Below are 12,605 nucleotides of genomic sequence, written 5' to 3'. Positions count from 1 at the left end.
GCCGCTTGCAAGGCTAGGCCACGCAGCCGCTAGGCCGTAACAGCAGCAGTATTCCAGGTTCGGGCCTTTTGTTTGGCTGCCTCAAGATCCTGGGGAAAGTCCAGCTCGCCCCAGCTCAGACCCTCGATGGACTGCACGAATACCTTACCTGTGCTCTGGGCCAGAAGATCGATGATGCTGAGATACCAGCGTTGCAGGGCATCCTGCTGGCGGATAGTACGGTCCAGGGTTTCACGAAATAGCGCTGCGCCCTCGGATCGGAAATACATCATGCCGATCGACTCGCCATCCACACTGTCCAGCGCCAGCGTCTTACCAACACGAGTCAAACGATCTCCATCAAGACAGACTTTCATGTCATCACTGTCGTAATGAGCCTTGCGATCAATGGCCAGCGTGATCGGGCGAACAGGCGCCTCGAGTAAGCGCAACAGGACGGGCAGGTCAAACAGCGTGTCGCCGTTTAGCAGCAGAAACTCGTCCTGCATAGCTTGCCGGGCCATCCAGCAGCTGGCCAGGTTGTCTGCCACCTCATAAAAGGGGTTGAAGAAGGTAGAAATCGTTCCCTTACCATAGCGGGCGTTCAAGACCTGCTCGACGTGGGCAGCGGCATATCCGACCACAACGCTGATACGATCGAAACCGGCTACCAACAAGTTGTCGATCTGCCACTCGATCACTGTCTTGCCCTCGACCTCCAGAAGGCACTTGGGCAGACTTTCGGTAAAAGGAAGAAGTCGGCGCCCCTGACCGGCGCTCAGGATAATGGCCTGACGAGACTGTTTCCGTTCAAAGTGATTCAATACCGTCTCCTAATATGAGGAACTTCATCTTTTTCAGGCAGACCAACACCGCTATGCCTTGAGGATGGCCTTATGCAGCTAGCCTTACTCTAAACAGGGGGTATGTGCCGGGTGCGTTTTTGGAACCAAAGAAGGCTCCGCAGTTCATGTTTCTGATCGAACGTTACGTGATAACCGAGGTACTCCGCCCTTTTCTAGTCATGGCCGGTGTCCTCACCTTCATTTTTGCGAGCTATTCCTCAGAACGCTATCTGGCCGAAGCCGCCAACGGCACTCTGGCGCTCGATACCGTGCTGGATATCGTCTACTACAAGGTGCTCATCGCCCTTGAAGTGTTGATCCCTGTGGCTCTCTATGTCTCGGTTGTCTTGAGCCTCGGCAGGTTGTACCACGATACCGAGATGACGGCCATTGCCGCTTCCGGTGTGAGTCCCTGGCGAATCTACCGGGCCGTACTGCTGCTGGCTCTTCCCGTTGCGGTGGGCGTTGCAGCGCTTTCCCTGTATGGGCGCCCCTGGGCTTATACCAATACCTACTTGTTGGAGCAGCAGTCCAAGACCGATCTTGACGTCAATCATTTACAGCCCGAGCGCTTCAACGTTAATGCCGATAACGGCCGCATGATCCTGGCACAAAGGATTGATCGCGTAACGGGCCGACTCCAGGATGTGCTTATCTACGATGCCGGACGGGGACGCACCCACCTGTTCCGAGCGCATGAAGCCGAGGTTACCGACTCTAGCCCGCTGAACCCGGTCTTGACACTTGAACAGGGCACGGCCTATTCGTTACAGCGTCAGGGCATTCAAGACCAGACGATGCAGTTCAAGACCATGACGCTGCGCCTGGATCCAACCCCACAGACCGATGAGTTCAAGCGCAAGGCAGCCTCGAGCCATGTGCTCGAGGCGTCCGCGGCCCTGTCGGATCAGGCCGAACTGCAATGGCGGCAATCTCGCGGTCTGAGTACGCTCCTGTTGGCTCTGCTGGCCGTTCCGCTCAGCCGGACGCCTCCTCGACGCGGTCGCTTCGCCAGACTCTTGCCGGTGACGGCAGTCTTCGCTCTGGTCTTTTATGCCGGCGATATCAGCAAGAGTCTTGTCAGCAATGGCACCCTACCCCTAACGCCAGGCCTCTGGATCGTGTCCCTCGTCATGGGGCTCGCTCTGCTGCTGGCATTCTGTCGCGACCTCGGTGCGACACGGGGCCGTCCGGCATGAAAATTATCGACCGCTATCTCATCCTGAATGTTTTCCTAGGCTTTGCCGTTGCGGCAGCGCTGCTGCTGCCACTCTTCAGCACGCTGGATTTAGTCGGCGAACTCGATGATATCGACGAAGGCTACCGTCTGGTTCAGGCGCTTGAAGTGGTGTTCATGACGTTGCCTCGTCGTGCCGTGGACCTTGGCCCTTTCATTGCGCTCCTGGGCGGTATTGCTGCACTAGGCCAGTTGGCGGTTACACAAGAGCTCATCACCCTGCGGGCGGCAGGCCTATCTGCGACTCGCATCGGCATGACCACACTGGCAGCGGGGCTGATCCTGGCGGTAGCCCTGGCTATTGCTAACGAATTCATTGCGTCTCCACTGCAACAAAAAGCGCTCCAAACCCGTTCACAGGCTATGGCATCCACTAAAGGCAACTCCAAGGACGGCAGTATCTGGGGGCGCCGAAATGACCAGTTCGCCCGCATCGGTAGCCTGCGACTAGGGCATATTCCAACCCAGGTGGAGGTGTTCGAATTCGATGAGCAAGCGCGCCTTCAACAGTACCTGTATGCCGACTATGCCGATATTCAACCCAACGGTGTATGGGAGTTGCACAATGTCCAGGTCAAACGCTGGACGGCCGGTGAGGAATCGTTCGAACAACGAGACCGGATGACGTGGCAGTCGATTCTCCCGGAGCGACGGCTGCGGGACGTGTCCTTTCCGGCTGAAAGTCTTTCGTCACGTCAGCTCTATCACTACATTACCTTTCTACGTGGCTCAAGCCAGCCCTCGGCGCAATATGAAGTGGCCTTGTGGGAAAAACTGGGTACACCACTGCTGACCCTGGCGATGATTCTTTTCGCTGTTCCCTTCGCGTTCACCCAAGTACGCTCCACCAGTCTTGGCAGTAAACTGGCCCTGGGCGCCGTAGTGGGTTTGCTGATCTATTTGGTCAATCAGATCATCATGAACCTGGGCATTCTGTTTGGTCTAAGCCCGCCTTTAGTGGGTACAGCGCCAGCACTGGCCATGCTCGGGGTTGCGCTTTTTTGGGTCTTTCGATTCGACAGGAAACGCTAACGGGGCCTTGCCGGACCCTACCTATAACATCAATAACTCTTTGCGTGCTCTAAGGCAGAACTTATGACAATACAGGTCCATCTCGTCGGTCAGTGCAGTGTTCGCTTATGGGGGCTGACCTCGCGTGAACGCTTGCGGCGTATTCTCAAAAAATTCTCGCAGGCACAGCTGGCCGATGCTGGCGCTGCACTGCCGGCCGAGGGTGAGGTGCTGCTGCTGCGCGAAGATTACCTGTATGACGAACGCGTCTTGCGGGGGCTGTTGGATACCTCTGACGTAGCCCTGCAAGACCCGCGCGATGGAACGCTTGCCGCTGCACGCGTCCAGGCTGCTTCGCTGGAGGGTACTGCTCAACTGCAAGGGCCGAGCATCGAACGCTTACGCCAGGTGCGGCCGGACACTGTAGCCTCAGGGCTACAGACGCAACTGCGAAAATTTGACCAGCCCTGGGTCGCTCGAGTAACGGAAAGCAACCGCCAGCACCTGGAAAAGTCGCTGTTCAACGGTGCCTACAAGGGCGTAACGGACTTTATTACCCGTGGCGTCTGGCCAGTGCCGGCGCGCTGGGTCACACACCTGTGCGTCCGCCTGGGGTTAAGCCCCAATCATGTAACCACGGCAAGCTATGTGCTGGCGATTCTGGCTGGCTGGTGGTTCTGGCAGGGACATTTCGGGCTGGGCCTGATCACCGGCTGGATCATGACCTTTCTGGACACGGTGGACGGCAAGCTGGCCCGCGTTACCGTAACCTCCACTCGCTTCGGCAACATTTTCGACCATGCGCTGGACTTGGTACATCCACCAATTTGGTACATAGCCTGGGGCATGGGGCTAGCGGCCACCTGGTCCTATAGCGTGCCCTTGTCAGTCGTCTTTTGGACTATTTTCATCGGCTATGTGGCCGGGCGGCTATGCGAAGGGTCGTTCAAATTCGCCGCACCGTTCTCCATGTTTCTCTGGAGACCGTTCGACTCGCTTAACCGCTTGGTGACGGCACGCCGTAATCCCAATCTGTTGCTTTTGACCTTGGCCTGGGGAGCCGGCGCGAGTGATCTCGGCCTATGGCTGGTTGCGGCCTGGACAGTGTTTTCTACCCTGGTACTGGCGGTACGTGTTATCCAGGCGATTACGCTGAGCCGCCATGGTGTCGAATTGCGGCCATGGCTGAGCGAGATCGACCTGCAGGCTGAAGGACATCGCCCCGTGGTTCGCCTGTTCGCGCCCCGCTCGGGCCTGGCCGATGCGTGAACAGGCTCTGCCCCCACCGGCGCGCCTGGGCATCCTGCTGAATCCGCTCAGCGGACGCGTCAAGCGATGCCTGCCACGCCTGCGAGCGCTGGCCGCCTCAGTCCCGGGCGCAAGCATGTACGAGGCGTCACGGCCTGAGGCGGTTGCACACGCAGTGCAGCGCTGGCAGGCTGACGGCCTCGACGTGCTTGTTATCATGGGTGGAGACGGTACGCTCCAAGCTGCACTGACTGCGCTCCTGCATGAACCAACAAGGCCATTGCCAGCCCTGCTCGTTGTACCGGGCGGCACTACCAACATGAGCGCTGCCGATCTGGGCGCCCGCCTGAAGCCTGAGCCAGCCCTCAAAGCGCTGGCCGCCTGGGCTCATGGCCGTGGCAACGCGCCTCGGTCGATTTTGCGGCCTGCGCTGCGCGTGGAAGGCAGTAGCTTGCAGTTCGGCCTGTTTTTTGGCACAGGGGCTATCCTGACTGGCGTCCGCTATTTCCATCAGCATGTGCGCCCTACCGGGGTACGCGGCGCGTTAGGCCCTGCTCTGACATTCATCCGCCTGTTGCTGTCGTTGCTGCGTAACAAGCCGCATCCCCTACTGCCCGCCTCACCGGCCGCCCTGCAAGGCGATGGCCATCAGTGGCAGAACGACTGGCTACTAGTATTGGCCTCGACACTGGATACATTACTTATCGGCTGTCGTCCGTATTGGGGGAGGGAAATGGCACCCATGCACTTCACCGCGGTAGTTCATCAGCCACGCCGGCTGATGCGTGTATTGCCCTTTTTACTCTCCGGTCGTGGCGCGCGCAGAGCTCATGAGCGCGACGGCTATATCAGCCGCAACCTCACTACCCTGGACATGCATGGCACCCATCATTTCATACTGGATGGCGAGCAATTCGAGACCACAGTGCCCATTCGACTCTCCACAACAGCGCCGCTGCGCTTTTTGACCTACTGAGGCCGACGATGAACCGACTGGCCCCGCTGCCTCCACCACCCGCTGCCCTGCTGGACGCCGTGGCATGGCAAGCGACCCAACCGGTCCGGAGCGAGCTGCATGTGCTCTGCGAGACGGTACGGGCGCGCTTCGGCGAGGCGGTTATCGCTGTCCTGTTCTACGGCTCCTGTCTGCGCAGCGGCAATCCCAGCGAGGGTATCGTCGACCTGTACGCGATTGTGGACAACTACGCCCATGCACATGCCAACCCCTTGCTGCGGCTGGCCAATACCTGGCTACCGCCCAATGTCTTCATGCTGCAAGCTCGGACCGCACAGGGTGACGTCTTGCAGACCAAATGCGCCGTGCTGTCGCTGAGGGACCTCGAACGCGGTACCGCGCAGTGGTTTCAGAGCTACCTGTGGGGCCGCTTTGCCCAGCCCTCGCGCCTGGTCTATTGCCGTGACGAGCAGACGGCTCGCCGAATTCACCAATCCGTGGCGCACGCCGTTCTGCGCCTGTTGAGCCAGACGCTGCCATGCCTGCCGGAACGCTTCGATAGCGCAACACTTTGGCAGCTCGGCCTGGCGCTTAGCTATGGCACTGAACTGCGACCCGAGTCGGCCAGCCGCCCGGCTGAGCTGGTAGGACATAATCATGCCTATTACCGGCAGCTGACCACCGCCGCAGCGCCTGCCCTCGTGGGGCTAGAGCCTGTTGCCGGTGAAGCGGATGCGTACCGCCACGCTTTGTCGGCACAGGCCTGCGCCGCGAGCCGGCAGATCTGGAAGCAGAGACGCTTGCAAGGCCGGGCCTTGAACATAGCCCGGTTGATAAAGTCGGTTTTTACCTTTGAGAACGGTGTGGATTACATTGCCTGGAAGCTGGAGCGGCATCTGGGGCAGCCTGTTGAGGTTACGCCGCGCTTGCGCCGCTATCCGCTTATCTTCGGATGGCCGCTGCTCTGGCGCTTACTGCGGGATCGTCGTCTACGCTAAATCGCATCCGGATTTTCAGCCTATCGCTTACCAAGCAGCGGCTGCTTGACCAAGAGGTGAACAGTGGAAAAGACCCAGGAAAACACCACGCTTCCTACGCCAAAGCGTAAACGTAAGCATCGTCCGAGCGTGGCCGCTGGCCTTTGGGTCATCAAGCGACTGGAAAAGGCGATCCGGCATTATTCAAAGGTAGAAACCACACCGTTCATTGATCCCCGGAAGTTCTCCTGGGCTCCGATACTGGAAAACAACTGGCAGACCATCCGCGACGAGCTGGAACAGGTACTACAGGAAAAGGCACGTATTCCCAATTTCCAGGATATTTCGAAAGACCAGAAGAACATCACCCAGGATGATCGCTGGAAGACATTCTTTTTGTACGGTTACGGCTACAAGATGGATGGCAACTGCGCCCGCTGCCCGGAAACAACCCGATTGGTCGAGTCGATTCCAGGGATGTTCACGGCATTCTTCTCGATCCTCGAACCAGGCAAACATATTCCACTGCATCGCGGCCCGTATAACGGCCTTTTGCGGGCGCACCTGGGCCTGATCGTGCCGGAGCCCAAGGAACAATGTCGTATTGAGGTAGGTGGCGAGGTTCAGCATTGGGAGGAAGGTCGATGTCTGGTGTTCGACGATACCTACAAGCATCAGGTGTGGAACGACACCGAGGGCGTACGCGTGGTGCTATTCCTGGACATCCATCGCCCCCTGACCTGGCCGGGGGCCCTGCTGAACCGGTTCGTGCTGCGGCTGATTCGCTGGTCACCCTTCATCCAGGATGCGCGCAAGAATCATCGCGCTTGGGAACGTGGCCTCGAAGGGTAATCGAGGCTGCTCGCTTAACGACAACTACTCATCCAGCAGTTTCTGGGCATCGTCCCAGGCGGCCAGGTTCTTGCGAGCCTCTTGTACAAACGGACTGCGCCGCACTGCACCGAGAAACAGGTCGCCCAACAACCGCCCGGGCAGGCGCAGCGGGCGTTTGAACTGAATCAGCAGGACCACGCGAGTGCCGTCGGTATCGTTCCAGACTTCATGTGGGTAGGTGTCGTCAAACACGATGCATTCGCCGTCATGCCAGGCCACCGTCTCGCTACCCACCTGGATACGGCAACGTTCGTTGGGTGTTGGCGTCATCAGCCCCAGATGGCACGTCATGATTCGCTTGGTCACGCCGGTATGCTTGGGAATATGGGCGCCGGGCGTCAGGATGGAAAAGAAGGCGCTGTTCAGTCCTGGCACAACGGCCAAGGCCTTGGCCGTTTCCGGACAGCGACGGCAGTTTTCCTCGATCTGGTAGCCATAGCCCCAAAGAAAATAGGACTTCCAGGTACTCCCCTCTGCGATGCGCCGGTGGTCCGGTGAAATATCGCGCAACGCAGGAATTGCCGTCCCCTTGCTTAATAACTGATCGACTTCGGCCCGGATCGCTGGCCAGCTTTTTTCAAGCTCAGCCGTCCAGGGGAACAGGTGCTTGTCGAAAACCGGGAGATCACCGATTAGGGAATTCTTGGCCAGGTAGCGGTTGAGCGCAGGACGCAGCTTTTTGCCGGTTCGGTAGAGCGCACTGCGCTTGACCTTGGCTGGCGCAGCAACGGGGGATGCAGAGTCGTTCATTGAATGCTTCCTTTAGTGATCCGTCCAGGATTGGGTAGCCTGCTGAGTCATGGCCTGCTCCCCCATGAGGACGGCCCGGATCGCCTCGATGGCGCGTGCACGAGAGGCCGCGATCAAGGCCGGTGAGAGCGTTGGCACATGATCGAGTCCCCCCGGTAAAGGAGTCAGCCCCAACGCGATATGCACCTCTTCGATACGCCGCTCACGCTTGACCCGTCCCTGTGCGACCAGCTCATCGTAAAAGCGTCCAACCTTGTTCTGCTGCCGGGGCGTACCGCGGCTACCGGCGGCCCGGTCGATAATGCCCAATTTGCGCTCAAGCGCATGATGCAATCTGGCTTTGGCATGCCGACGAACCGGCAGCGGGAAAACGGCAACGGGCTTACCCGTCAGGGCCGCCTCCGTCAGCATGGACACGCTTTCGCCGGTCACGATGAATGCATCGGCCAAGGCCAGCAAGGCCTGATAGGGATTCTCATCCGACACCCCGAAACGATACTGCCAGGCTGGCGCCTCGATAGCGGCCAACAGGGATTCAGTGGCGCTCTGCCCGGTACGCGGGCTGGTCGAAACCAGCAGCGAACCGCCTCGGGCGCTCACGGCCTCACTAGCCTGACGGCCCAGAGTTCCTGCCGCCTCGGTATCCAGCACATAGGGGGCACTGCTGCCACCTACCAGCAGGGCTACCCACGGACGCGGCAAGTGGGCGAAGCGCTTCTGCCAGGCATCCAACTCGCGTCTTTCAACGGTCCCTTTGGTAATGAAAGGCACCGGCAGGTCCACGGTATTCTCACGCAACGGCAGGCTGTACTGAGGTGTCGTAAGGACAAGATCGAAGTGGGCCAGCGGTGTTCGCGGCCGCCCGATCACAACCAACTTGACCTTACCGTTCGACTGCTGCCTGATCCACTGCGCGACCGGTGCGGTACGACGGCCTGAACTAAGCACCAGATCCGGCCACGGTGTTTTCAGGCCTTGCGCTGCGTGGGCGAGCCGGCGTTGCTGTAGGGCCTGAGGTATATAGTCGAGCGGTTTGAAGGTGATTGACTTGCACTCATAAGGCCATCCCAGCGACTCGGCGATCGAGACGAGCTGGGCATTGTCGCCCGCATGTTTGCCAAGCAGCACCCAAACGGTGGGCTGGCCATCCCCGTGGCGTACTCTCCAGGGAAAGTCGGCCCGATAGCAATGCACCTGTCCGGCCGCATCGGTACAGTCGAGCTGCCAGCAACGATCGGGATAGCGGCTCGCGATACGGCGTAACAGCGCACGCCAACCGTCCAGCGTACCGATCATCGAATCGGCGGGGCCAAGCCCAGTCTTGAGGTAGACCAGCTTGCGGCCCAAGGCGAACAGCCGGTCGACTATCCAAGGCATATCCTCGACTGGCAGAGCCTCCAGGCCACTGGCCGCCACGACATCCTGTGGCGCCAGATCCGGCTCGCGCAACTGGTCGAATCGCCACAGTTCGAGCGATTCATCGTCAGGTGCCGATTGGGTCCATTTATCCACCAACGCGTAGCGGGATGCCTCCAACGCCTGGGCCAAGGCAATGACTTCTCCCGAGAGGGAGGTCGAAACCTTTGGCATGGCCGCACAGGCCTGGGCAAAGCCGGGGCTGGGCTTGGCCGACGTATAGAGTTCATAGCCTGTAGCATTGGCTGTTTGCTCAAGGCTTAGAAAATATTCGGCGTAGGGGTGGATCTGGTAGGAGTACTGGTCAGGCGTTGGCCGCCAGGGTTGCAAGTGCAGCGTCGTGTAATGGAGCAGCTTGGAGACACCATGCTGATACTCCAGGTCGCGAGCGTGCCAGACCGGGTCCAGCGGGCCCCAACAGCCCGGTTTGGCCGCAGCCTGGGCATGCAAGGACTTTTTACTGTCTCGACGCGCTGTATCGAAATTCCAGCAGGTGGCCATCCGCTCGCAGTCGATAAGCATGACCGCGGTATCGTTGGGCGACAGCGCCAGATAACCGTGTTCACCCATCGGCTGATCGAACAGCGCGGCGGGATCATCCGTATAGAGCTGATCCACATCGTTGTAAATTGCCCGCCCCTGGCGGCCGGCGAGGTCAGGAATAGCAAAGCGATAGTTGGTAAAATTGGTTCGCCAAGAACGCTGATCGAAGCCTGGCAATCCTGTCATCCGGTATATCTCGTAACGCCGATCAGGGTTGCGTACCTGCTCAAGGGCGTAGACGAAAATGCGTTCGGCCCGGTGCTGTGCCGGCTCAGTGCCCAAGAAGATACGCACGGCTGGCCGCTCTGGCGCACCGGGCCGTGCATTGAGGATGATAGGTTGAATCTGCGGTACGGGAATGGAAGAGCGGGTCACTGCCGGGCGTGCCGCCGGCAAAGAAGCCGCCTCCGTAGCGCGGGGCTGTACCGACGCGGAAGAAAAGACCTTACGAATAGCGCGTGGCGCCTTCCAAGCGAAAAAAGTCATGCGTCCTCTCATGCTTCGAGCGGGCAATCTCGGCCCGTAAGCCTTTAGCAAGAGGTCTCCGTTGAAGAGGGCCTCTCTAGTTGAATGCCGGTACAGCAGGCGTTGGACAAGCATAGACGTTTTAACGGACGGCTGACTGAATCTCAACGAGTTCTTGGCCATTGAGATGCGCCGGGGAACGTCTCTGGCTAAGACGGCTGCAATCAGCCTCACATGCCTATCGTCCTTTACACACTAACAGCTCGCTTTACCTTCATCACTTTGACGTCCGTTTCATCGAGATGACGAAAAGAAGGCCTGATAAAAGGCGCTTTGTACCTTAAAGCTGACAGGGCCTTTTCCTAAGCTGGATGCCACGTCAAACCAATAACAAGGAACTGTCATGAACATTACGCTTCTCGGGGCTGGACACATCGGTTACACCATCAGCCAGTTACTACAGGACACCGGTGACTATCAGGTGACGGTTGTCGACCGTGACCCCAGTGCGCTGGCGCGCATCGCGGTGCTCAATATCGAGACGCGTCCAATTGGCACCGCCCCCCGAGAACTGGAAGATGTGCTGGAAAGCAGCGATGCCGTGCTTAACGCCCTGCCCTATCACATGGCCATTCCCGTCGCTCAGGCGGCGAAGACAACCGGCACGCATTACTTCGACCTGACCGAAGACGTCCATGCTACCAAGACCATCCGCGCCTTGGCAGAAGATTCCCAGACGGCGTTCATGCCGCAATGCGGCTTGGCACCCGGCTTTATCGGTATCGCCGCTCACGCCCTGGCGTCCCGGTTCGATCAGGTGCGTGAGGTAAAGATGCGCGTCGGGGCCCTCCCGGAATTTCCAACCAACTCACTGAAGTACAACCTGACCTGGAGTGTGGACGGGCTTATTAACGAATACTGCCACCCCTGTGAGGCCGTCCGGCATGGCGAGTTGAGCCTGGTGCAACCGCTGGAGGGCCTTGAGCACTTTTCGCTGGATGGGGTGGAGTACGAGGCATTCAATACATCAGGTGGGCTGGGCACCCTATGCGAGACCTGGAGCGGCCGCGTTGAGAGTCTGGACTACAAGACAGTACGCTATCCAGGCCACCGTGACCTGATGAAGTTCCTGCTGGAAGAACTGCGCCTGTCGGGTGACCAGAGCACACTCAAGCGTATCCTGCGCGATTCTGTGCCAACTACCATGCAAGACGTGGTGCTGGTATTTGTTACCGTGAACGGTCTGCGTGATGGCAAGCTGGTACAAGAAGTATTTAGCCGTAAGATCTTTGCGGCCGAGCAGCGCGGCAAGTTGACTAGTGCCATCCAGATCACCACAGCGGCAGGCATCTGTACCGCCCTGGACCTGTTCCGCGAGAAAAAGCTGCCCCAGAACGGCTTTATCCGCCAGGAAGAAATCGACCTGGATGTGTTTCTTGCCAACCGCTTCGGCCGGGTATATGCCGGTTGAGAAAGGGCTATAACCCTGTAGGGCTTACAGACGCCTGACAGGTCGCAGACGGCGCACTGCGTAACACGCAGTGCTCCCTATAGGTAACTGCCTGACTACCGAGACACGTCGTTTCGCCGATCGATCTTGCGGGTGAGGATAATGGAGGTCTGGGTCTGTTTGACGCCATCAATAGCGCCGATCCGGTCGAGTAATATGTCCAGCTGGGCATGACTCTCGCAACAAATAAAGGCCAGGTAGTCAAAAGCGCCACTCACGGCAGAGACCTCTTCCACTTCCGGCATGGCGGCTAGCGCCTTGATGACCTGTGCCGCACTCTTGGGCAACACGCTAATGCTGCAGTACGCCCGCACCGAGCCACTCTCTACCGCAGCACCGAGCCGTACACCATACCCGGCGATTACCCCCTCCCGCTCAAGCCGCGCCAGCCGCGAGACGACCGTGGTTCGTGCCAGGTTGAGATGACGTGCCAGCGTGGCCGTAGACTCGCGGGCATTGGCTTGAAGCAGTCGGATCAGCTGCCAGTCGGTGGCATCGAGCTTAAAGGACATGAAGGACACGCCGCATTAGGGAAAAGCGGAGCCTAGGAGCGCGCCCTCGCCTCGTCAATGACCAAGCTAGGGCTTAGCTACCTGCACGAGTTTTCCCAGCAGAGCCAAGCTGTATTTATTCGAGTGGCCTTTTGTAGGCAAGGCAAAACCGCTTTGGTTAGCATCCCTCTTCGAGAGCCGGAGCGTGGTTCCGTTATAAGCGCTCCGGCAAGGCTGCACATTGGCCAAAAAAAAGCAGCCTTCCGTGGCTGCCTCAAGGTCCG

General features: G+C 58.9%; 11 protein-coding genes. 7 read left to right on the top strand and 4 right to left on the bottom strand.

The genetic code is table 11. From position 1 onward, the window contains the following. Positions 1–29 precede the first annotated feature (29 nt). Complete coding sequence (locus IQ22_RS05755; protein ID WP_244308963.1) at positions 30–803, bottom strand: phosphocholine cytidylyltransferase family protein; 774 nt, start codon at positions 801–803, stop codon at positions 30–32. Between the two features lie 146 nt (positions 804–949). Here IQ22_RS05755 and lptF point away from each other — a divergent pair, with 146 nt between their 5' ends. From lptF to IQ22_RS05725, 6 genes are all read left to right on the top strand, one after another. After that, entirely contained in the window at positions 950–2,023 is a 1,074-nt protein-coding gene (lptF, locus tag IQ22_RS05750) for an LPS export ABC transporter permease LptF (protein ID WP_145139415.1), read from the top strand. Next, positions 2,020–3,093 carry an LPS export ABC transporter permease LptG gene (lptG, locus tag IQ22_RS05745; protein ID WP_145139412.1) on the top strand — a complete coding sequence of 358 codons (1,074 nt, stop codon included), beginning with the start codon at positions 2,020–2,022 and terminating at the stop codon, positions 3,091–3,093. The genes lptF and lptG overlap by 4 nt, the downstream gene beginning before the upstream one ends. A 63-nt stretch (positions 3,094–3,156) precedes the next feature. Then, positions 3,157–4,341, top strand: coding sequence for a CDP-alcohol phosphatidyltransferase family protein (locus IQ22_RS05740; protein WP_145139410.1), 1,185 nt, complete (start codon positions 3,157–3,159; stop codon positions 4,339–4,341). Next, positions 4,334–5,296, top strand: a complete 963-nt coding sequence (locus IQ22_RS05735) for a diacylglycerol/lipid kinase family protein (protein WP_145139407.1) — start codon at positions 4,334–4,336, stop codon at positions 5,294–5,296. Before IQ22_RS05740 ends, IQ22_RS05735 begins: the two co-directional genes overlap by 8 nt. Before the next feature lie 8 nt (positions 5,297–5,304). Next, positions 5,305–6,273 (top strand): hypothetical protein, encoded by a 969-nt coding sequence (locus IQ22_RS05730; RefSeq protein ID WP_145139404.1) that lies wholly within the window; start codon positions 5,305–5,307, stop codon positions 6,271–6,273. A 63-nt stretch (positions 6,274–6,336) separates the two neighbouring features. Continuing rightward, on the top strand, positions 6,337–7,104 hold the full coding sequence (locus IQ22_RS05725) for an aspartyl/asparaginyl beta-hydroxylase domain-containing protein (protein WP_145139401.1): 768 nt from the start codon (positions 6,337–6,339) through the stop codon (positions 7,102–7,104). A 24-nt stretch (positions 7,105–7,128) separates the two neighbouring features. Here IQ22_RS05725 and IQ22_RS05720 read toward each other — a convergent pair whose 3' ends face one another. Both IQ22_RS05720 and IQ22_RS05715 read right to left on the bottom strand, forming a co-directional pair. Next, entirely contained in the window at positions 7,129–7,896 is a 768-nt protein-coding gene (locus tag IQ22_RS05720) for an aspartyl/asparaginyl beta-hydroxylase domain-containing protein (protein ID WP_145139398.1), read from the bottom strand. 12 nt (positions 7,897–7,908) lie between these two features. Further along, positions 7,909–10,341, bottom strand: coding sequence for a mitochondrial fission ELM1 family protein (locus tag IQ22_RS05715; protein WP_145139395.1), 2,433 nt, complete (start codon positions 10,339–10,341; stop codon positions 7,909–7,911). Between the two features lie 382 nt (positions 10,342–10,723). On the opposite strand from IQ22_RS05715, the gene IQ22_RS05710 reads away from it, so the two are divergent. After that, complete coding sequence (locus tag IQ22_RS05710) at positions 10,724–11,791, top strand: saccharopine dehydrogenase family protein (protein ID WP_145139393.1); 1,068 nt, start codon at positions 10,724–10,726, stop codon at positions 11,789–11,791. A gap of 95 nt (positions 11,792–11,886) precedes the next feature. On the opposite strand, the gene IQ22_RS05705 is transcribed toward IQ22_RS05710, so the two are convergent. Then, entirely contained in the window at positions 11,887–12,342 is a 456-nt protein-coding gene (locus IQ22_RS05705) for an Lrp/AsnC family transcriptional regulator (RefSeq protein WP_145139391.1), read from the bottom strand. Between the last annotated feature and the right edge of the window lie 263 nt (positions 12,343–12,605).

It is taken from the genome of Pseudomonas duriflava (assembly GCF_007830155.1).
Lineage (GTDB): Bacteria > Pseudomonadota > Gammaproteobacteria > Pseudomonadales > Pseudomonadaceae > Chryseomonas > Chryseomonas duriflava.
The sequence above is the reverse complement of the archived record's forward strand: the minus strand, read 5'-3'. Positions and strand labels throughout refer to the sequence as shown.

Excerpts from the sequence above, each read along its gene's own strand:
- lptG (WP_145139412.1), top strand. The coding sequence starts at position 2,020 with ATGAAAATTATCGACCGCTATCTCATCCTGAATGTTTTCCTAGGCTTT.
- IQ22_RS05730 (WP_145139404.1), top strand. The coding sequence starts at position 5,305 with ATGAACCGACTGGCCCCGCTGCCTCCACCACCCGCTGCCCTGCTGGAC.
- IQ22_RS05735 (WP_145139407.1), top strand. The coding sequence starts at position 4,334 with ATGCGTGAACAGGCTCTGCCCCCACCGGCGCGCCTGGGCATCCTGCTG.
- IQ22_RS05705 (WP_145139391.1), bottom strand. The coding sequence starts at position 12,342 with ATGTCCTTTAAGCTCGATGCCACCGACTGGCAGCTGATCCGACTGCTT.
- IQ22_RS05740 (WP_145139410.1), top strand. The coding sequence starts at position 3,157 with ATGACAATACAGGTCCATCTCGTCGGTCAGTGCAGTGTTCGCTTATGG.
- IQ22_RS05715 (WP_145139395.1), bottom strand. The coding sequence starts at position 10,341 with ATGACTTTTTTCGCTTGGAAGGCGCCACGCGCTATTCGTAAGGTCTTT.
- lptF (WP_145139415.1), top strand. The coding sequence starts at position 950 with ATGTTTCTGATCGAACGTTACGTGATAACCGAGGTACTCCGCCCTTTT.
- IQ22_RS05710 (WP_145139393.1), top strand. The coding sequence starts at position 10,724 with ATGAACATTACGCTTCTCGGGGCTGGACACATCGGTTACACCATCAGC.
- IQ22_RS05720 (WP_145139398.1), bottom strand. The coding sequence starts at position 7,896 with ATGAACGACTCTGCATCCCCCGTTGCTGCGCCAGCCAAGGTCAAGCGC.